At 69.2% G+C, this 19823-nt stretch carries 16 protein-coding genes; 6 read left to right on the top strand and 10 right to left on the bottom strand.

The features are described 5' to 3' along the window. The first annotated feature begins 134 nt into the window (after positions 1-134). Positions 135-1250 (top strand): aminoglycoside phosphotransferase, encoded by a 1116-nt coding sequence (locus ACIRVK_RS04965; protein ID WP_404243989.1) that lies wholly within the window; start codon positions 135-137, stop codon positions 1248-1250. Here the strand turns inward: ACIRVK_RS04965 and ACIRVK_RS04960 are convergent. Continuing rightward, positions 1145-1825, bottom strand: a complete 681-nt coding sequence (locus ACIRVK_RS04960) for a hypothetical protein (RefSeq protein WP_404243988.1) — start codon at positions 1823-1825, stop codon at positions 1145-1147. The genes ACIRVK_RS04965 and ACIRVK_RS04960 overlap by 106 nt on opposite strands. 139 nt (positions 1826-1964) lie before the next feature. On the opposite strand from ACIRVK_RS04960, the gene ACIRVK_RS04955 reads away from it, so the two are divergent. Both ACIRVK_RS04955 and ACIRVK_RS04950 read left to right on the top strand, forming a co-directional pair. Then, entirely contained in the window at positions 1965-3062 is a 1098-nt protein-coding gene (locus tag ACIRVK_RS04955) for a family 43 glycosylhydrolase (RefSeq protein WP_404243987.1), read from the top strand. Position 3063: 1 nt separating this feature from the next. Next, positions 3064-4473, top strand: coding sequence for an RICIN domain-containing protein (locus ACIRVK_RS04950; protein ID WP_404243986.1), 1410 nt, complete (start codon positions 3064-3066; stop codon positions 4471-4473). A gap of 2 nt (positions 4474-4475) precedes the next feature. Here ACIRVK_RS04950 and ACIRVK_RS04945 read toward each other — a convergent pair whose 3' ends face one another. Further along, positions 4476-6152, bottom strand: coding sequence for a rhamnogalacturonan lyase B N-terminal domain-containing protein (locus ACIRVK_RS04945; RefSeq protein ID WP_404243985.1), 1677 nt, complete (start codon positions 6150-6152; stop codon positions 4476-4478). Between the two features lie 215 nt (positions 6153-6367). On the opposite strand from ACIRVK_RS04945, the gene ACIRVK_RS04940 reads away from it, so the two are divergent. After that, complete coding sequence (locus ACIRVK_RS04940; RefSeq protein ID WP_404243984.1) at positions 6368-7414, top strand: rhamnogalacturonan acetylesterase; 1047 nt, start codon at positions 6368-6370, stop codon at positions 7412-7414. 153 nt (positions 7415-7567) lie between these two features. Here the strand turns inward: ACIRVK_RS04940 and ACIRVK_RS04935 are convergent, their stop codons facing one another. The 7 genes from ACIRVK_RS04935 to ACIRVK_RS04905 form a co-directional block, all read right to left on the bottom strand. Continuing rightward, on the bottom strand, positions 7568-8353 hold the full coding sequence (locus tag ACIRVK_RS04935) for an alpha/beta fold hydrolase (RefSeq protein ID WP_404243983.1): 786 nt from the start codon (positions 8351-8353) through the stop codon (positions 7568-7570). A 22-nt stretch (positions 8354-8375) separates the two neighbouring features. Continuing rightward, a complete protein-coding gene (locus tag ACIRVK_RS04930) occupies positions 8376-9176 on the bottom strand; it encodes an ABC transporter permease (RefSeq protein ID WP_404243982.1) in 801 nt (266 codons plus the stop codon). A 5-nt stretch (positions 9177-9181) separates the two neighbouring features. After that, complete coding sequence (locus ACIRVK_RS04925; protein WP_404243981.1) at positions 9182-9985, bottom strand: ABC-2 family transporter protein; 804 nt, start codon at positions 9983-9985, stop codon at positions 9182-9184. Between the two features lies 1 nt (position 9986). Then, the gene (locus tag ACIRVK_RS04920) at positions 9987-10994 is read right to left on the bottom strand and encodes an ATP-binding cassette domain-containing protein (protein WP_404243980.1); all 1008 of its coding nucleotides are present in this window, start codon (positions 10992-10994) and stop codon (positions 9987-9989) included. Positions 10995-11167: 173 nt separating this feature from the next. Beyond that, on the bottom strand, positions 11168-11938 hold the full coding sequence (locus tag ACIRVK_RS04915) for an FkbM family methyltransferase (protein ID WP_404243979.1): 771 nt from the start codon (positions 11936-11938) through the stop codon (positions 11168-11170). 34 nt (positions 11939-11972) lie between these two features. Then, positions 11973-13187 (bottom strand): MFS transporter, encoded by a 1215-nt coding sequence (locus ACIRVK_RS04910; RefSeq protein ID WP_404243978.1) that lies wholly within the window; start codon positions 13185-13187, stop codon positions 11973-11975. Then, positions 13184-14503, bottom strand: a complete 1320-nt coding sequence (locus tag ACIRVK_RS04905; RefSeq protein ID WP_404243977.1) for a glycosyltransferase family 2 protein — start codon at positions 14501-14503, stop codon at positions 13184-13186. The genes ACIRVK_RS04910 and ACIRVK_RS04905 overlap by 4 nt, the downstream gene beginning before the upstream one ends. Before the next feature lie 38 nt (positions 14504-14541). Here ACIRVK_RS04905 and ACIRVK_RS04900 point away from each other — a divergent pair, with 38 nt between their 5' ends. Further along, positions 14542-15555 carry a glycosyltransferase gene (locus ACIRVK_RS04900; RefSeq protein ID WP_404243976.1) on the top strand — a complete coding sequence of 338 codons (1014 nt, stop codon included), beginning with the start codon at positions 14542-14544 and terminating at the stop codon, positions 15553-15555. Positions 15556-15583: 28 nt separating this feature from the next. Next, positions 15584-16849, top strand: coding sequence for an SPASM domain-containing protein (locus ACIRVK_RS04895; protein ID WP_404243975.1), 1266 nt, complete (start codon positions 15584-15586; stop codon positions 16847-16849). A 52-nt stretch (positions 16850-16901) separates the two neighbouring features. On the opposite strand, the gene ACIRVK_RS04890 is transcribed toward ACIRVK_RS04895, so the two are convergent. After that, entirely contained in the window at positions 16902-19805 is a 2904-nt protein-coding gene (locus ACIRVK_RS04890; RefSeq protein ID WP_404243974.1) for a glycoside hydrolase family 2 TIM barrel-domain containing protein, read from the bottom strand. Positions 19806-19823 lie beyond the last annotated feature (18 nt).

The following is a 19823-nucleotide window of genomic DNA, read 5'->3' as shown; positions in this document are numbered from 1 at the left end:
CCGGTGAATGAACAGAATGCCCACCATGTGGAACGCCGGGTCACGATCACGGACCTTGTCGCGGGAGCCGGTTACGCGGGGGTCCACCAGGGCGTCCTGTTACGAGGGGGATGGCCGGGATCTAATGTGGGGCAATGCCTGAAACCGTTCTCCCGGACGCCGAGGTCCGTGAGGTCCTCGGGACGGACAAGGTCGTCTTCGAGCCCCTGGTCCACAACCCCAAGAACGGTGTCACCGCGGGCGTCTGGCGCGTCGTCGCGGCCGACGGCGGGCGGGCGGCCGTCCTCAAGCTGCTCACCCGCAACAAGCCGGCGTCCGGGCGCTGGGCCGCGACCGACGACCCCCGGCACTGGAACTACTGGCGGCGTGAGGCCCATGTCTACGAGTCGGGGCTCGCCCGGACCTGGCAGCCGTTCGGCATCCGTGCGCCCCGTCTCCTCGCCGCCGTCGAACGGCCCGACGGCGACGTGGCCCTGTGGCTGGAGGACGTACGGGGCGAGCCCGCCACCTCCTGGACACTCGCCCGGCACATCGAGCACGCCCGCCGACTGGGCGCCGCCCAGGGAGCGTCGGGCGGGACGAGCGACAACCCGTGGCTCTCCCACCGTTTCCTGCGCGAGTACACCGGCAGCAACACCCTCGGCCAGGAACTCCTGGACGACGACGAGGCCTGGCAACAGCCCCTGGTCCGTGACCACTTCCCGCGCGGGCTGCGCCCTGACATGGTCCGCCTGCGCCACGACCGCGAGTGGTTCCTGCACATCATGGAGTCGCTGCCCCGCTCCCTCGGCCACCTGGACCACTGGCCCGCCAATCTCTGCGGCGCCGGCCCGGAAACCGTTCTCCTCGACTGGGCGTTCACCGGCGACGGCGCCCTCGGTGAGGACCTCGGCAACTACCTCCCCGACTCGGTCTTCGACCTGTTCGTCCCGGCCGCCCGGCTGCCCGAGTACGCGGCCCGGGCGTTCGAGGCCTACGTGCGGGGCCTGCGCGAGGGCGGCTGGAACGGCGACGAACAGCTCGTGCGCCTCGCCGTGTGCGCCTCGGCCGTCAAGTACGACTGGCTCACGGCGCTGATGCTGGCCCGAGCGGGGGAGGAGCAGCTGGACTACGGCGGGTCCCGTGCCGTCTCCGCGGAACTGCGTTACCGGGAACGCGGACTGACGCTCGCCTTTCTCGCCGGCTGGGCCGAAGAAGCACGCACCTTGGCGCCGCGGCTGGGCTTCCCGGAGGCCCCGAGCGGGCGTTGACGGGGCGCTGCCCGGCGATCGAGGAACACGCGCCTCGAAGCGCCGATCCAGCCGTGCGCCGCATGCCTGCCACCTGTGCGTCGCCCGCGTCGTCTCTCCGTGGGTGGCATCACGAGACCGACGAGCAACCCGACCGCCAGCACGTACGGCCACCAACCGAGCACGCCCGGGGTGTCGGCGGTGCGAGGCCCCCCTCCCGTCACCGCACCGGACTGCGGACCGGCCGACGGCGCATGCCCCGCGGGCCCCACCGCGGTCAGGACGACGTCGTTGCCGTCACCGCCCTGGTAGCTGATCCGGTAGGTGGTGCCGGCGAGTTCGAGGAGGTTGCCGCCCTGCGTCTGCACGACCTGCCGTTGCTGGCTGAGCGTGACGTCCCGGTCGGCGAGCACGTCGACGGTGGCGTCACGGGCGCCGGTGGCGTCACGGGCGCCGGTGGCCGAGGCGTGGGGAGCCGGGGAGAGCAGGGCGGCGAGGGCCGCCAGGGCTCCGGCGGCGGCCGCTGTCGTGGGGGTATGGCTGCGCACACTGATGGAGACGCGCCGGGTGGAGCGCCGATAACAGAAAATCGGCACGGTGGTGGACCGCTTTCGAAAGCGCTTCCTGTCAGTCGCGTCAGACCCGTTGACCTCCTGGTTCCACACCCTTACCTTTTCGGCGTTCGTCATGACAGATGTCGTTTGACATCTCGAACGCCCTTGAGAGGCAAGCCGTATGAGCCGCGATGACGACCTGCCCGCAGGCCCCCCTCCCCCCACCCGCCGACTGATGCTCAAGGGAGCCGCCCTGGCCGCCGGCACCCTGGCGGCGACCTCAGGACCGGCCGCCGCCACGCCGGAAGGAAAGCCCGCTCCGTTCGTCAACCCGCTCGTCCGGCAGCGCGCCGACCCGTACATCCACCGCCACGCCGACGGCTTCTACTACTTCACGGCGACCGTTCCCGAGTACGACCGCATCGTCCTGCGCCGCTCCCGCACCCTCGACGGCCTCGCGAGCGCCGCCGAGTCGGTCATCTGGACCCGGCACGCCACCGGCGTGATGGGCGCGCACATCTGGGCGCCGGAGATCCACCGCATCGGCGGCAAGTGGTACGTCTACTTCGCCTCCGCGCCCGCCGAGAGCGTCTGGGACATCCGTATCTGGGTCCTGGAGAACGCCGACCCGGATCCCTTCAAGGGGACCTGGGTGGAGAAGGGCCAGGTGAAGACCGCCTGGGAGACCTTCTCCCTGGACGCCACCACCTTCAGCCACCGAGGCACCCGCTATCTCGTCTGGGCCCAGCACGAGCCCGGCATGGACAACAACACCGCCCTGTGGCTGTCGAAGATGGCGAACCCCTGGACCCTGACGGGCTCCCAGGTCCGGCTGTCCACCCCGGAGTACGACTGGGAGTGCGTCGGCTACAAGGTCAACGAGGGCCCCGCCGTGCTCGCCCGCAACGGCCGCCTCTTCCTGTCCTACTCGGCGTCCGCCACCGACCACCACTACTGCATGGGCCTGCTGACGGCCGACGCCGACGCCGACCTCATGGACCCCGCGAGCTGGTCCAAGTCCCCGGTGCCGGTCTTCACCAGCAACGACACCACCCGGCAGTACGGCCCCGGCCACAACTGCTTCACGGTCGCCGAGGACGGCCGCAGCGAGGTGCTCGTCTACCACGCCCGCCAGTACAAGGAGATCACCGGCGACCCCCTGAACGACCCCAACCGCCACACCCGGATCCAGAAACTCGACTGGAACCCGGACGGCACCCCCCGCTTCGGCGACCCCGTGGCCGACACGGTGGCCGACTCCGCGAAGGAGAGTGCGTGAGATGAGACGCGCGTACGCGGTGCTGCTCGCCCTCTGTCTGGGCCTGTTCGGCGCCCTCGCCACCGCGGGCCCCGCCCAGGCGGCCACCCAGACCGTCACCAACGGGACCCAGTTCACCGATACCTCGGGCAACGCCGTGCACGCCCACGGCGGCGGTGTGATCAAGGTCGGCTCGTACTACTACTGGTTCGGCGAGGACCGCAACAGCGACAACACCTTCAAGCACGTGGACGCCTACCGCTCCACCGACCTGAAGAACTGGGAGTTCCGCAACCACGTCCTGACCCAGTCGTCCGCCGCCGAACTGGGCACGGCCTACATCGAACGCCCGAAAGTCATCTACAACGCCTCCACCGGCAAGTTCGTGATGTGGATGCACAAGGAGAACGGCGTCGACTACAGCCAGGCCCGCGCCGCCGTCGCCGTCTCCGACACCGTCGACGGGAACTACACCTACCAGGGCAGCTTCCAGCCGCTCGGCCAGTACATGTCCCGCGACCTCACCACGTTCGTGGACACCGACGGAACCGCTTACCTGGCCTCGGCGGCCAACGAGAACTACGACCTGCACATCTACCGGCTCACCGCCGACTACACGGCCATCGACAGCCTGGTCGCCAACCCCTGGCCCGGCGGCCACCGCGAGGCCCCGGCCCTGTTCAAGCGGGGCGGTGTCTACTTCATGCTGACGTCCGGGGCGACCGGGTGGAACGCCAACCAGCAGCAGTACGCCACCGCCACCAGCCTCTCCGGCCCCTGGACGTCCTGGACGAACGTCGGCGACTCGACGGCCTACGACTCCCAGACCGCGTACGTCCTCCCGATCACCGGCACCTCGGGCACCTCGTACCTCTACATGGGCGACCGCTGGGGCAACTCCTTCGGCGGGACCGTCAACGACTCCCGCTACGTCTGGCTGCCGCTCACCTTCCCGACCTCCACCTCGATGTCCATGTCCTGGTACCCCGAGGTCACCGTCGACACGGCCGCCGGCACGGTCGGCGGGACGAGCGCCACGTACAACACGCTCGTCGCCCGGCACAGCGGCAAGTGCGCGGACGTGCCGAACCAGTCGCTGTGGCAGGGCGTCGCCGTCAGCCAGTACACCTGCAACGGCGGCACCAACCAGAAGTGGTGGCTCAAGGACCTCGGAACCGGTTACTACGAGCTGATGGGCCGCGGCAGCTCGCTGTGCCTGCAGGAGAACGCCTCCAGCGTCACGCAGGAGAACTGCACCGGCGACACCGCCCAGCAGTGGTCGGTGGTCACCTCCGGCTCCTACGTGAACCTGAAGGCCCGCGCCAGTGGGAAGTGCCTGGACGTCTGCGGCGCGTCCACCGCCGACTCCGCCGCGATCATCACGTACACCTGCAACGGAAACACCAACCAGCAGTGGACACGCGCGACCTGACGTCAGGTCAGCAGATCGATCGCGTCGATCGACGTGCCCGCACTGAGGAAGGACGTCGTCCCCGAACCGCTCACCACGTTGATCTTCAGCACGTTGTACTGGCTGGTGTCCGTGAGCCAGGCACTCGCCGGAACGCTGTAGGTGAAGGTGTGGTTGTTGCCCCGGTACGAGCCCACGGTCAGCGACCGGGTGCTCGGCTGGCCGGGCGAAGAGGGGACCGAAGACGTCCAGTCGTTGACGCTGATCTGCGGCCGGCCGTTGGCGTAGGCCGTCGTCACGCCGATGCGCAGGGTGTGCGCGGCGGCGGCCTGGGCGGCCGTCAGTTTGAAGTAGACGCTGATGCCGCTGTTGACGTCCTTCCACAGGTAGCAGGGGAAACCGGACGTCTCGCTGCCGCTGCCGATCACCACGTTGCCGGTCCAGGAAGCGGCGCGGACGTCCGACGGATGCGCGTAGGTCATCAGGTCCGCGTTCTTGAACCCGCTCGGCGCGCCGTTCCAGTCCCCGATCCGCCAGATGGCGCTCGCGTTGTCCGGGTCGTTCGAGGAGGGGATGCCGATCGTGTCGAGCGTGGTGGTGGCGCCCGCCGTGACCGTCACCGAGCCGGTGTGGACGGCGAGTTCGCCCTTGAAGACGCTCAGCGTGTACGTCCCCGGAAGGACCCCCGGGACGGAGAAGTAGCCGTCCGACGACCGGGCCGAACCCCAGTACTGCGCGTCCGCGTTGGACAGGCCGACGGTGTACGGGAACGCGGTGTTGCGTCCGGTGATCCCGACCCCGGCGACCTTGCCGCGTCCGCTCGCGGGCACGTACCCGGAGATGCCGAGCGAATCCGCCCAGGGCGTGCCGAGGTTGGCGTGGTACAGCGAGGACGAGGGCGCGCCGCCGTCCGTGAACGCGATGACGTACGGGCCCTGGAGGCCGAAGCGCTGGGACTCCGTCTGGTTCTCGCCGTAGTACAGGATCTCGTACAGACCACCGCCGTCGGCGCTCTGGTGGCGCAGCAGGGAGCGGTAGAAGGGGCCGCCGGAGGCCTTCTCGTGGTTGGAGCGCACGACGTACAGGCCGACGCTCCCCGTGGTCCAGCCGATGTAGTCGTAGTCGATGACCCGCCGCCTGGAGTAGTGCTTGGAACGGGTCTGGCCGTCGGACTTGGCGAAGACGTCCGAGGCCTCGACGGTGCTGGTGGTGTACGTGTAGGAGTCGGGTTCGTCGTTGAGGAACATCCCCGCCTTGACCCGCACGATGTAACGGGTCGCGGTGACCGAGGCGTCGGCCTTGTCGGTCCACAGGTAGACGTTGTTCTCGCCGCTGCGTGCCGCGTAGTAGTGCTTGAGCGTGCCGTACGCGACGGAGACGAGGATGGTCGAGCCGGACCGGGCGATCGTCACCGTGGAGGTGCCGAGGCCGGATTCGACGTGCGAGTTCTTGCCGCCGTAGCCCTGGTACTCCGTGCCCTTGTAGACCAGCGAGGTCAGGTCGCCGTTGGTCTTGCTGACCTTGAAGACCAGGCTCGCGCCGGTGTCGACGACGTAGTGGGAGCCGTCGTCGCTCCAGCCGAAGCCGGCGGCGGACGCGGAGCCGGCGAGCGGACCGGCGAGGGCGGCGGTGCCGGCGGTGGCAGCGGTGCCGAGGACGAAGGCGCGGCGGCCGACCGGTCTGTTGGCGGGTTCGGACATGGGGGTGCCTCCTTCATGAGCCGTGGGGGATGAGCCATGTGGGGCTGCGCATGCCTGGCAGAGTGGCAGTTGAAACGATTTCGCGAAAGGGCTTTCACCGGCTGGGAGTTGGCAATCGCGTGAAATCAGCCCTAGACCTAGAAAGCGCTTGTGCGGAGGGGTACGGTCCTGCCGCCAGGCCCTGTCGTCCCGTCGTTCCCCGGAGGGATTCACGCATGAGACGTTTCAAGCTCGCCTTGCTGGCGGCGCTGACCATCGGCGCCGGTCTGACCGCCGTACCCGCCCAGGCGCACGAGGGGACGAAGCCCCTGGGCCTGGCCGACTGCACCAGCACCGCCTGCCACTTCGACGTCCCGCCCGGCACCTACGACGTGCAGGTCCTGCTCGGCGGCGACGCCGCCTCCAGCGCCAGCATCAGCGGCGAGACACGGCGCTCCCTGCTCCCCGAGACGCCCGCCGCGGCCGGTGAGCGGGTGGCCCGCGGCTTCACCGTCGACGTCCGCACGCCGGAGGGCGAGCCGACGGGCCCGGACGGAACTCCCGGCCTGGACCTGACCCTTGGCGGTTCGGCCCCCGCCCTCGCCGGCATCCGCGTCACGCCGGCATCCCGGCACACCCGCCAGATCTTTCTGATCGGCGACTCCACGGTCTGCGACCAGCCCGCCGCCCCGTACTCCGGCTGGGGACAGCAGCTCCCGCAGTTCCTGCGCAGGGGCCTGTCCGTCGCCAACTACGCCGATTCCGGCGAGAGTACGGTCAGCTACCTGGGGAACCCGCAGCTCTGGGGCACCCTCCATCCGCTCATCCGCCCCGGCGACCTGGTGCTGATCCAGTTGGCGCACAACGACAAGACCACCGACGAGGCGACCTACCGGGCCAACCTGGAGACCCTGGTCGACGGGGTCCGGGAGAAGGGCGGACGGCCCGTCCTGGTGACGCCGATCGTGCGGCGGTGGTTCAATGCCGACGGCACCTTGAACAACAGCACAGCGCTCCTCGTCAATGGTCTCGGCGTGGACCTTCCCGCGGTCATGCGGTCGGTGGCGGCCGCGGAGCGGGTTCCGTTGATCGATCTGACGGCCACGACGAAGGCGCTGGTGGAGTCCCTGGGCATCGAGGGCTCCAAGGCGATCTACCTCTACAACGAGAAGAAGGACGACACCCACACCTCCGTGCACGGCGCCACGGTGTACGCGGGCCTTGTCCGTGACGGACTTCTCGCCCAGCACCTGGTGCCTCAAGGCCTGGTGCGGGCGGGATGAACGCCTGGGGCGTCTCGACCGGAACCGGGACGCCCCAGGTCTCACCTCCCGTGCGCCACGGAGCGCCTCGTTGTTCCACGAGCCCGGTCGTTCCTCGCGATACGGGACTCGAGATCACGACGGCAGACTGACGACTCCCCTCGGACCGGCCGCCTAACCCGCCACGACATCCGCGAGCCGTTCCGCGTAGGCGACGGGGTGCTGGACCACGCCGATGTGCCCGCCCGGGAATTCCAGGAACCGACTTCCCGTGCGGTCGGCGATGAACTCAGCTGTACGGAACAGGAGTTGCCCGCGCGATGCGGAGCCGGCGGCGAGGGTGAGCCGGGCCCCGGAGGCGGCAAGGGCATCGAGGTCGGGTGTGTACGAGGTGAACTGCCGTAGGACATGGGCGAGGAAGAGGGCCATGGGAGTCTTCAACTCCTCCTCCTGCGTGAGCGGTTGGCCTTCGACCGTCTCCTCCGCTTCCTGCTCCGCAAGGACCGCCCCCATCCGGACGGCGGCCGCCTGCAGCCCCGCGGCGCGATACGTTCCGTAAACCTCACCGAATTTGGCCTGCTGCGGCGCTCCGTCCGGCAGCACCGTCACGCACGGCGGCTCGTGTGCGACCACGTGCCGTAGCCGCTCCGGGTGCCGGGCGAGCAGGTCGAGCGCGGCGACACCGCCGGAGCTGGTCCCGAGGACGCACGCCGACTCCCCGTCGGGCAGGACCCGTTCGAGCACCCGGTGCGCCCCGTCGCTCCACTCCTCGACCCGCTGGTCGCCCACCGGCTCCCCGAGCCGACCGTGGGCAAGGCCGAGGGGGTCGTACGTCACGACCGTGAAGCGGCCGGTGAGCGCGTCGGCCAGCGGCTCGAAGCCCATCGGGTGCCCGGCGCCACCTGGGATGATCAGGAGCACGGGCCCCGCGCCTCGTACGTCGTAGTGGAGCTCGGTCATGGTTCTACCGCCCTTCTCGTGGTCAGCCGTTCACACCCGTGTAATGGTTCAGGCTCCAGCGCCACAGGAGGCGGGACGCGAGGTAGGCCAGGACGCCGATCAGAGGTGAGGCGGCTGCCAGCCAGTAGGGGACGCCTGCGTCGTGGCCGTGGCCGGTGAGGACCGCGGCCGGGAAGTAGGCGACGAAGGCGAGAGGGAGGCCGAAGGTGAGGAGGCCGCCGACCGCCCTGGGCAGGACGTTGAGCGGGTAGCTGCCGAAGGTGCCGAGCAGTTCCTCCAGCCAGCGGCCCCAGTAGTCGGCGGCAGGGAAGCGCAGGGACGCGCAGGCCACCGCCGTGAACAGGGCGGCCTCCAGGAGCATCCCGCCGATCAGACAGACGACCAGGTAGGTGATCCGCCCCGCGTTCCAGTCGAGGTGGCTGCGGGAGAGGGCGCCCACCATCAGGCCCAAGGCCACGGTCAGGTCGCCGATCGCGTTGGTGGGGAAGTACTGCAACTGCACCTGGCGGTGCACCGGCATGGGCCGCAGCAGGTAGACGTCGATCAGGCCCTCCTGGATGAACCTGCCGATGCCGTGCATCCGGCCCAGGACCAGGACGAACAGGCCGTGCGCGAGCATCCGTGTCGCCGGGATCAGCAGGACGTCGGAGCTGTCCCAGCCGCCCATCCCGGCGAACCGGGTCAGCAGCACGGTCGCGAACACGATCACCGACACCTGCCAGATCGCGCCGATCGCGATCATCAGCAGGAACTCGGTGCGGTACTCCAGTTGGGAACGGAAGTTGAGACGCGTGACGCGCCAGGCGATCCGGACGGCGTTCATGGGCCTCAGCCTCCCTGGGAGATGACACGGCGGGCCGCTCGCCGCCACAGGAGCCGGGTGAACAGGTGGAGCAGCACGACCCAGGCGGCCTGGATCGCCAACTGAAGGCCTGCGTCGGAGAGTTGGATCCGGCCCACGTACAGCGACAATGGGACGTTGAGCGTCGCCTGGAAGGGCAGGACGGTGCTCAGGGTCCTGAACCAGGCGGGGAAGAACCACAGCGGGGCGTAGACCCCGGACATCAGGTTCTGCGCGAAGATGAGGATGAGCATCGCCGCGGTGTTGCGCACGGTCCAGAAGCACATCTGATCCAGCAGCAGCATGACGTGGTACAGGACCAACTGCCCCAGCAGCAGGCTGAGCACGAACACCCCTGCCACGGCGGCCGACGACGGTGGCTCCACCACGCCGGCCGCGAGGCACACCGCGTAGCCGGCGAGTGCCCAGGCGGCGCCGTAGACCTGCTCGCCGAGGGCGCGCAGGGCGTGGTAGCGGGCGGGCGGCAGCGGGCGCAGGTACCAGTAGACGATGGTGCCGAAGTGCATGTGCTGGATGACCGTGTCGCGGCCCGCGTACTGGTCCAACTCCCGCAGCCGGGAGGCGAGTACGGCCATGACCGCGTACGTGACGGCCTGTTCGCGGCTCATCCCGGCCGAGGTGCCGGCGTGGTCGTACAGGCCGCTCCACAGCGACGCGACCAGCACCACCTGGACGGTCAGCCGGACCAGCACGGCCGTCATCCGGGGCGGGGCGTGCAGCTCCCCGAGCGGGGTGACGCGGGCGGCGCGCCAGGCGTGCAGGACGGCCATCTCAGGCCTCCTCGGCAGCCGGGCCCGCGTGGACGTACGCGGCCCGCATCACGTCCTCCAGGTCCGCCTCGTCGATGGCGATGCCCGTGACCTCGTAGCGCTCGATGACGGCCTTGAGCGCCTGGTGGACGGTGGGGGCGTCGGGTCCGTCCGGTCCGAACACGACCTGCGGGCCCTCCTGCCGCAGCAGCGCGATGCCCGGCGGCGGCACGACCTCGGTGTGCGCGTCGGCGAGGGTGGCCCGCACCTGCCAGGTCGAGCCGTACTTGCGGCGGATCTCGTCGAGCGTGCCGTCGAGGACCAGCCGCCCGTGGTTGATCAGCACCACCCGCTCGGCGAGCCGCTCGACCTCCGTCATGTCGTGCGTGGTCAGCAGGACGGTACGGCCGCGTTCCTCCACCTGGTGCCGCAGGAACTCGCGGACCTGCTCCTTGACCACCACGTCCATGCCGATGGTCGGCTCGTCGAGGAAGACCACCGGCGGGTCGTGCAGCAGCGCGGCGGCCAGGTCGCAGCGCACCCGCTGGCCGAGGGAGAGATGGCGCACCCGGGTGTCCCAGAACGCCGACAGTTCGAGGATGTCGTCGAACTCCTTGAGCCGCGCCGCGTGTTCGGCCTTGGGCACCTCGTAGATGTCCCGCAGGATCGCGAACGACTCCTTCACCGGCAGGTCCCACCACAGCTGGGTGCGCTGTCCGAACACCGCGCCGATGTTACGGGCGTTGCGCTCCCGGTCCTCGTACGGCACCACGCCCGCCACCCGGGCCTCGCCGGAGGTGGGGGTGAGGATGCCGGTGAGCATCTTGATGGTGGTGGACTTGCCGGCGCCGTTCGGGCCGAGCAGGGCGAGGAGTTCGCCCGGCGCCACGTCGAAGGAGATGTCGCAGACGGCGTGCTTGACGGTCTTCTCCGGGTTGACGAGCGATCTGATGGCGCCGGCGAGACCCGGCCGGCGGACGGTGGTGTGGAACGAGCGGGTCAGGGAGCGGACCTCGATGCTGCCGATCACTCGACGTACCTCCTGGGAACCGGATGGCCATGCGGTCGCCACGAGTGAGGGGCGGGCGCGATCACCAAGCCAACACCGAGGGCTCCAGCCGCGCACTCCCTTTTTGCGGATGCGGCGACGGCCCCCGCGGCCGGCTGAACACCGGTCGCGGGGGCCCTGGGGAGTCGAGTCCATCATGTCCGCCGGGCGTACACCATCTTGTTGTCGAGCCCGTCGGGGATGTCCGGGAGCCGCTCCTGCTCCACGGTGAAGCCCTTCCCCTCAAGTACGTCCAGAATGCTGGAGAGTTGGTTTCTGGCCATGTGCACTTCCATGACGATCTGCCGGATGCGTGACCAGTCGTTGTCCTTGATGCCGTGCAGTGCCCGTACCTCGTCGCCCTCGATGTCCATTTTCAGCAGGTCGATTTCGCCGGACACCGAGAGTTCCGCGAGGATCTCCGAGAGGCCCGCCACCGGCGCCTGTACCACCTCGTGCCGGAACACCTCCTCGGCGACGCCGCGCTCCGCGTACGTCGTCATCGTCTCCCTGTCCCTGAGTTTCTCGGCGAGCTGGGTGGTGGAGTTACCGGGCATCGAAGGGAAGTAGTAGAACTGGCGCAGGCCGGTCTCGTCGGACAGGCCCTTCGGGCAGACGGTGACATCTCTCGCGCCGTGCAGTTCCAGGTTCGCGTGCAGGGCACGCAGGGTGTCCGGGATGGGTTCGATCGCCACTACCCGGGCATCGGGGAACTTCTGCTTGGCGAACAGCGTGAAGAGCCCGATGTTGGCGCCGGCGTCGACGATGAGTCCCTTCGGCCGGACCGGTGCCATGTGGCGCAGATACGTGTTGTGCCGGAACAGCTCACGGTAAATGATCTCGGCCTCGACGAACACGGGGTTGGCGACGGCCGGCGTGTAGCAGCGGAATCCGTCCTCGAAATCGACGACGTTCAAGGCACGCATGGTCTCATCCACTCCTTCTTCTCGTTTTCTGGTTTCACTTGGCCGCCTTCTCATGCGGTTCCTCGGCCGCCCTGTCCCCATGAGGCGCGGGATACCGCAGGTTTCTCGCCAGCAGTGCCCCGACCACTCCGCACAGGATCAGCAGGACCAGCGCGACGCGAAGGCTGGTCGCGCCTGCCAGCAGGCCGATCACGGGAGAGGCGAGCAGGAAGCCCGGCCACTGGCCCAGCGTCACCATGGATGTGCCCTCGTCCGCGGCGAGCCCGGGCTGCCGTGCGGCAAGGCGGATCACCGACGGCACCACGCACCCGACCCCGAGTCCCGCGAGGGCGAACCCGACCACCACGGTCGCGCTGACGGGAAACACGACGGCCGTTGCCACACCCACCGCCACGAGCAGCAGTGAGCACTGCAGGAACGTCCGCATGGTCAGGTGTTTCAACACCGTGTCGGACGCTAGGCGGGCGGCGAGAACAGCGACCGTGAAACCGGTGTAGATGCCCGCGGCGACGGCCGCGCCGACTCCCGTGGCGTCCGTCGCGTAGATGGCGGACCACTGCCCGACCGTGCCCTCGATGAAGGAACCGACGAACGCGAGGAGGGCGAGCAGACGCAACTGGGGTGCCCAGCGCCTCCCCAGCCGCTGCCGCAAGGGAACGCCGGCGTCCTCGGCCTGCGGCGCCGGATTCGGCAGCCACGTCGCCGTCACCAGCAACAGAAAACCGAACAAGGCGGTACTGGCGGCGAGTTGTACACCCGGCGAAATCCCGGCACCGGCCGACACCGCGCCGTACACACCGCCGACCAGGACGCCGACGCTGAAGCAGGCGTGGAACAGCGGAACCACCCGTCTGCCGCAGGCCTCCTCGACGTCGACGCCCTGGGCGTTGATCGCCGGGGCGAGGAGGGTCGCGCCGAAGCCCCATGTCACCAGTCCGGCGACCAGCTGGACGACGGCGGCAGCCCCGGCCAGCAACGGGCCGCTGATCAGCATCAGAGCGGCACCGATTCGGGTGAAGGATCGCGTCCGCACCCGGCCGACCAGGATCATCGTCGCGAGGATCGCGACCAGGTCGCCCACGGCCGAGGCGGTGCCGAGCGTTCCCCATGCCGCGTTGTCGACGCCGACGTTCGCCCGTATGTCGGGGATGCGTGACGACCAGGCCGAGTTGGTCAGTCCGAGAGCGGCGAAGACCAGACAGACGGCGATCCGGGGCCGTAGCCCGTCCCGGCCGGTGTCGCGGGTCACAGCATCGCCTCGGGGCGCCTGCGCTCCAGGAGGTGGAGAAGGTCCTTCGTCTGCCGGTTCCACAGCAGGGAGTAGATCTCCCGGTGGTCCTGGTCGAGTTCGCGCAGAACGTCGCCGGACGCCCTGGCGGAGAACTCCTGGGCGAACGAAAGGATCCTGCCCCTGTGTACCGGCGCGAGGTGAGGCACTGTCATGAGGAGGATGAGGACGTCGTGCTGCAGCGCGGCGAGGTCGTAAGCGTCCTTGAGATTCGTGTCCCGGTCCCGCAGGAAGGCGGAGACGGTGCGGACCTGCTTCATCCGGCCGTCCAGATTGCCCAGGTCGAGGGTTCGCTGGGTGATCGACAGCGGGCCCTTGTCGCGTTGACGCCAGAAGTAGACCGTGCCGCTCAGCAGGTCGACGGCGTCGGCGAGAACATGGGAGGAGACCGCGACGAGGCCGTCCTCGTACGGGTGCTCGGGGTAGGCGAGACCGCGGCGCCGCCAGAAGGAGTGGCGGTACACCTTGTTCCAGACGGTCCGGTCCTTGAGCAGAGCGGTCCGGCGCGTGATGTGGGTGCCCCGCAGCGGCTCGTCGAAGACGCCTTCGTGCAGGGGGGACGGCCAGCGGCGGACGCTGTCGAATCGCTGGACGCCGCCGCAGGCGATGTCGGATCCGCTCTCCTCGAGTGCGCCGACGAGCCGGACATAGGCGTCCGCGGTCACCATGTCGTCGGCGTCCACGAAGGCGATGTACTGCCCCCGAGCCTGTTCCGCGCCGCGATTGCGGGCCGCTCCGGGGCCGCGGTTGTCCTGCCGGACCAGTTGGAACCTGGCGTCCTTTCCGGCGTAGTCCTCGGCGATCTCCCGACTCCCGTCGGTCGAACCGTCGTCGATCAACAGTACTTCACAGTCCTCGAACTCCTGCGAGGCCACCGAATTCAGGCAATCGGCCAAGAAGAGTTCCACGTCGTGGAAAGGGATTATCAGGCTTAATTTCGGGTCCACCCGTTCGTCACTCCATCTTTGAAACGGTGGAAATCGCTGCCCGCCAGGACATGGCGGAGCGGACAGGCATTCCGGTTGGTCAGGCTGACACGACCGCTGCGGCTCAGTCAAGGGCGCCTTGCGAGCCTCAGCGCACCGGCCGACGTGCTGGTTCAGGCCACTCGAAAGTCTTTCGAAATTTTCCGTCCCCCACGTAGGGATAGTCGCCCTTGTGTTCCGGTAGGGCTTTTCAATGGCGCCTTGACGGGCTGTCCTGCGTATGTCAGGGTCGATTTTCTGAATCGTTGCAGGCGCACTGATGTGCACTATTACCTGCCCTCCTTCTCTCATCTCGTGCCACAACCCGAGTCGTGACGAAAGGCAGTTGCATGACCGGTTCACCCTCTTTACCCTTCTCTGCTGGTCCCGCGGGCGGCGATGCCGGCCTCACCGTCGCCGTCTGTTCCGTCGGCCGGCCGGTACTGACCAGAGCCCTGTCGGAGCTGGTCGCCGGTGACACCAGTGAGATCACGGAAGTGCTCGTCGTCGACAACACCCCGGAGGGGTCGCTCGAACGGGAGCCGCTGGCGGATCTCCTCGCCCCGCTGCCGCTCCGGATCCTGCGGGGGCCGGGCGGGACCTCGGGAGGCCGCAACCTCGCCATCGAGCAGGCCGCCACGGATGTCGTGCTGTTCTTCGACGACGACTGCCTGCCGTCCCGGTCGTGGGCCCGGGAGATGGCGCGGTACATGGCCTCGGAGCCGGATGTCGCCGCGGCCTTCGGCCGGGTGGAGCCGGTGCCGAGGCCGGGCGGCCGTGTGTGCACCGACAAGGTTCCGCTGCTCGGGTCGTCGGCCTGGGGCGAGGCGGACGGCCCGAACGGGGAGAAGCTCTGGTGCCCCGCGGTGTCGTCGCCGTACTGGCAGGACGGGATCATCACCGCTGATCCGACCGTGCCGTGGGCCGTTGTCGGCTCCTCCAACAACATGGCGCTGCGACGCAGTCTGATGCTGCCGGAGCGTCCAGTCTTCCTTCCGGGCCTCGGACCCGGCACCGGTGCCGGGTCCGGCGAGGACACCGAGTTCGGCTATGCGCTCATGGCGGCCGGACGCACTCTCGCGCACGTGCCGCGGGCCGGGATGCTGCACGACTCGTGGTTGCGGCCCGCGCAGGCCGAATGGACGCACCGGTGCTACCTGCGCGGCACCCTCGAGGCGCTCGGCCACCACGTCATGCTCGGAGACGAACGGGCCTCGGCGTTGCTGGTCGCCTATCTCAGGTACTTCAGGGACGACAACGGCTACGGCTTGGGGGACCTCGGCGAAATCCTGGAATGGGGCTACGGCGACCACGTGGCGGGCCGGCCCAGACAACAGCGACGCAAGTCGGACCTGACGCTGTGAGCCGCTACGTCACCAGGAGGAGAACGACATGAGGTCGGACGACCGTCTGCTGGACGTGCCCGTCGCGCCGTTCGAACTGACAGAACTGCGCGCCGAGAACCAGCGCCTGAACATCAGCGAGTACAGCACCGGGCGGACCGTTCTGAAGAGCCGCCCGCTGGCTTTGTTCGTCGAGCTGACGCAGAACTGCAATCTGCGCTGCCCCATGTGCAGGTTCGGTGAGAAGTACGACCCGGCCCTCAACATGGAGGAGGAGGTCTTCACCCGGCTGACGGAGGAACTGTTCCCGTACGCGCACCTCGTGGACGTCCGGGGCTGGGGCGAGAGCACCATGCTGCCGAGGTTCGGCGAGTTCGTCGCCCGGGCCCTCGCCCACCGAGTGCAGCTCAGGCTGGTCACCAACGCCATGGTGAACAGGCGACCGGTGTGGGACATGATGATGCGGGCGCACGGCATCGTGATGGTCTCCTGCGATGCCGCCACACCGGAACTGTTCGCCAAACTGCGGGCCGGGGGAACCCTCGACCGCCTCACCGGCACGGTCCGGTCCCTCGTCGAGGCCCGGAACCGTCATGACGCGCCTCGCGGCAGCGTGTCCCTCAACACCATCGCCAGCATCGACAACCTCGAAGAACTCCCCGACATCGTGCGGCTCGCCGCGCGCCTGGACGTGGCGTCCGTGGTCGTCCACCCGATCGTCACGGGCCTCGACGACCCGGCTCATCTGCGCAACGATCTCGCACGCACCCAGCAGGCGTACGAGGAAACGGCGGAGGCCGGCCGGGCGGAAGGCGTCCTGGTGCAGATCGGCGCCGCACCGGATCCGTCTCTGGCCCTTCCCGATATGGTCCGTCGCCCCGCGTGCATGCATCCGTGGAGCTATGCCTATGTGCGCTACGACGGCGGCGTCGGGTTCTGCGACCACCTGATCGGCGGGGACGGAGAGTTCACCCTCGGCTCGCTGCGGGACAGCAGCTTCGAGGAGATCTGGAACGGGGAGAAGTGGCAGGCGCTGCGTGCGGCGCACCTGAGCGGTGACATTCCCGACGAGTACCTGCCCTGCCGCTACACCTACGCACACCGGTACATCGACTTCGAGCATCTGGTCCATCCCGATCGGAAGTCGGGGCTGGTGACCAGCGAGACGCACGGGAAGGTCACCCACCGCCGCGATCCCGAGCTCGTACCCTGGGCGCCCTGGAAGATCGAGGAGCTGGGCACTGGGGGGACGGGCGGCGTGCTGATCCCCACCAGCGCGCTCACAGAGGGGCTCCGGGCGGAACGGGGGGCTTGAGCCTCACGGCAGCAGGCCGGGGCCCGGCCTGCTGCCTCAACGCCCCGTTCGGTCAGTCGATCTCCGAGAACACGAAGGAGAACTCGGCCGGTTCGGCGCCCAGTCGGTATTGCGGCAGTACGCCCGGGCCGCAGGAGCCGGTGCCGATGCCGTGCAGGCCGTGGTCGAGGTTGACCCACACCGTGGCGCCCGGAGTGAGATCGGTCAGGTGCGTGGCCGCGTCCAGCTGCTCGGTCGTCCAGCGGCGGGCGGTGAAGAAGAACTCCGGGTCGCCTTCGACGCGCAGCCCGCCGATATCCGCCCAACGCACGTTGGCGCGCGCTCCGTTCTCCTGCGGACGGAGGTACGGCGTCTGCAGCCCGTCCACGGTCGACTCCCAACGAGCGACCAACGAAGCCGACTTGGTGTCCGGATAGCCCTCACCGGGGCCACCGCCGTACCACTTCACCCTGTCGGCCTCACGCAGCCCGAACCGTACGCCGAGGCGGGGCAGCGGGACCGGCCACTCGCCCTCCGGTCCCACGGACACCGTCAGCCTCAGGCGGTTGCCGTCCGAGGTCCACCGGTACGCCGCGGTGAGGCCGAACTCCCAGGCGGCGGGCGCCACGCGGGTCCGTACGGTCAGCGCGTCGTCGCCGATCTCCACGCCGTCGAGCCGGTGCCGCATGCGGTGCAGGCCGTACTTGCGCCACAGCTCGGCGTAGCGCGTGTCGGTCTGCCACTCGGCGCCCTCGTCGTTGTCGGTGGTCGCCCGCCACACGTCCAGGCGCAGACCGTCCACCGTGACCCCGCCGATGGTCTTGAGCGCGCCGGTGCGGACGTCGAAGGAGGCCGGGCCCAGGGTGATGCCACGCTCGCCGAGGACGGGACCGTGGGTCGCCGCAACCACCGGCACGGGTCGCGGGGCCACCGCGAACTGCCCCCATGCCACCGGGTGGCCCTTGGGGGCCCAAGCCGTGTCGGCCGCGAGTGAGGCCCGCACCGTCCAGTGCGTCTCGCTGCCGCCGCTGTCGGCGGGCGGCTCGGGCAGCTTCACATCGCCCGACTCGCCCGGGGCGAGCGCGGGCACCGGCAGGGAGCCCGACTCGACGGTCTCGCCGCCCACTTGGTAGGACCACTCGAACGCGAAGGCGGACAGGTCGGCGAAGTCCTGCTTGTTCGTCACCCGCACGGTGCCGTCGGAGCCGTCGCCCTCGAAGCCGACCGGCTCGACGACCTTCTTGAACTCCAGGAGCCCCGGCGACGGGGTCCGGTCCGGGAACAGGAGTCCGTCGCAGACGAAGTTCCCGTCGTGCAGTTCCTCACCGAAGTCGCCGCCGTAGGCGTAGCCCAGCTCGGGATGGGTGATGCCGTGGTCGATCCACTCCCACACGAAGGCGCCCTGAAGACGCTCGTACCTCTCGAACAGCCGCTGGTAGTCGGCGAGTCCGCCGGGGCCGTTGCCCATGGCGTGCGCGTACTCGCAGAGGATGAAGGGGAGCCGGCGCCGCTTGTGCGTGCCCCCGTCCAGCTGCTGGCCGATCTGCTCGACCTCGGAGTGGGAGGCGTACATCCGTGAGTACACGTCCGTGTCACGGCAGTCGATGTCGCCCTCGTAGTGCACGAGGCGCGAGGTGTCGCGGCGGTGGATCCACTCGGCCATGGCGGTGAGGCCGCGTCCGGTGCCGGCCTCGTTGCCCAGCGACCAGATGACCACCGACGGGTGGTTCTTGTCCCGCTCGACCATGCGGGCGGCGCGGTCGAGCAGGGCCGGGGTCCAGCCGTCGTCGTCGACCGGGTTGTCCCGCCAGGCCTGCTCGGTGAAGCCGTGGGTCTCCAGGTCGCACTCGTCGATGACCCACAGGCCGTACTCGTCGCACAGGTCGAGGAAGGCCGGGTGCGGCGGGTAGTGGGAGGTACGGACGGCGTTGACGTTGTGCCGCTTCATCAGCAGCACGTCCTCACGCATGGTCTCGAGGTCGAGTGCACGGCCCTTCTCGGGGTGCCACTCGTGGCGGTTGACGCCCTTGAAGAGGACCGCCTTTCCGTTGACCTTGATCAGGCCGTCCTCCAGGACGACCGTACGGAAGCCGATGCGCAGCGGTACCCGCTCGCCCTCGGTCACCAGCTCGCCGTCGTACAGCTTCGGTACCTCGGCGGACCATGGCTGGACCGGTGCTGTGACCGCTTCCCCGGTCGCGGCGTCGATGCCCAGGGCGGGTACGGTCACCCGTCCGTCGACGTCGGAGTCCACGCGCAGGGTGCCCTCGCCCGTGACGTGGTCGTAGGAGGCGTGCACGAAGAAGTCGAGGGCGCTGCCCGCCGGGCGGTGCAGCAGCGTCACGTCACGGAAGATGCCGGGCAGCCACCACTGGTCCTGGTCCTCCAGGTAGGAGCCCGCGGACCACTGGTGCACGCGTACGGCGAGCACGTTGCCCCTCGGCTTCAGCAGGTGCCCGACCGCGAACTCGTGCGGGAGCCGGGAGCCCTTGAACTGGCCGATGTCCGTGCCGTTCAGCCAGACGCGGGCGCAGGACTCGACGCCGTCGAACCGGATCACCGCTCCGCCGTCGGCGGGCCAGTCCTCGGGCAGGTCGAAGACGCGCAGGTGGTCCCCGGTCGGGTTCTCCGTCGGGACGTGCGGCGGGTCTACCGGGAAGGGGTAGAGGTGGTTGGTGTAGATGGGCAGGCCGAAGGCGCCGTCGCCCTGGAGGACCCAGTGGCCGGGGACCGTGACCTCGGGCCAGCCGCCGGCGTCGAATCCGGGCTCGGCGAACGACTCGTCCTCGGCGTCGACGGTCGGCGATACGCGCAGCCGCCAACTTCCGTTCAGCGACAGGGACGTGGCGTCCGAGGACGCGTACCAGGCGCGGGGCGGGAGGGCCCCGCTGCCGGGAGAGACGTCCTCGACGTAATCGATGGATGGGGGTCCCCCCGCCCGAGCGGAGCCGAGGGTGGGGGAGGTGCGGGAAGTCATCGGTCTCCAGGTCGTGAT

The sequence above is a fragment of the Streptomyces sp. NPDC101152 genome (assembly GCF_044768275.1).
In the GTDB taxonomy this organism is placed as follows: Bacteria; Actinomycetota; Actinomycetes; order Streptomycetales; family Streptomycetaceae; genus Streptomyces.
The sequence above is the reverse complement of the archived record's forward strand: the minus strand, read 5'-3'. Positions and strand labels throughout refer to the sequence as shown.

Coding starts and splice junctions, on each gene's coding strand:
- ACIRVK_RS04935 (WP_404243983.1), bottom strand. CDS start 8,353: ATGACCGAGCTCCACTACGACGTACGAGGCGCGGGGCCCGTGCTCCTG.
- ACIRVK_RS04905 (WP_404243977.1), bottom strand. CDS start 14,503: ATGAGAGAAGGAGGGCAGGTAATAGTGCACATCAGTGCGCCTGCAACG.
- ACIRVK_RS04965 (WP_404243989.1), top strand. CDS start 135: ATGCCTGAAACCGTTCTCCCGGACGCCGAGGTCCGTGAGGTCCTCGGG.
- ACIRVK_RS04915 (WP_404243979.1), bottom strand. CDS start 11,938: ATGCGTGCCTTGAACGTCGTCGATTTCGAGGACGGATTCCGCTGCTAC.
- ACIRVK_RS04955 (WP_404243987.1), top strand. CDS start 1,965: ATGAGCCGCGATGACGACCTGCCCGCAGGCCCCCCTCCCCCCACCCGC.
- ACIRVK_RS04945 (WP_404243985.1), bottom strand. CDS start 6,152: ATGTCCGAACCCGCCAACAGACCGGTCGGCCGCCGCGCCTTCGTCCTC.
- ACIRVK_RS04930 (WP_404243982.1), bottom strand. CDS start 9,176: ATGAACGCCGTCCGGATCGCCTGGCGCGTCACGCGTCTCAACTTCCGT.
- ACIRVK_RS04895 (WP_404243975.1), top strand. CDS start 15,584: ATGAGGTCGGACGACCGTCTGCTGGACGTGCCCGTCGCGCCGTTCGAA.
- ACIRVK_RS04925 (WP_404243981.1), bottom strand. CDS start 9,985: ATGGCCGTCCTGCACGCCTGGCGCGCCGCCCGCGTCACCCCGCTCGGG.
- ACIRVK_RS04890 (WP_404243974.1), bottom strand. CDS start 19,805: ATGACTTCCCGCACCTCCCCCACCCTCGGCTCCGCTCGGGCGGGGGGA.
- ACIRVK_RS04900 (WP_404243976.1), top strand. CDS start 14,542: ATGACCGGTTCACCCTCTTTACCCTTCTCTGCTGGTCCCGCGGGCGGC.
- ACIRVK_RS04940 (WP_404243984.1), top strand. CDS start 6,368: ATGAGACGTTTCAAGCTCGCCTTGCTGGCGGCGCTGACCATCGGCGCC.
- ACIRVK_RS04950 (WP_404243986.1), top strand. CDS start 3,064: ATGAGACGCGCGTACGCGGTGCTGCTCGCCCTCTGTCTGGGCCTGTTC.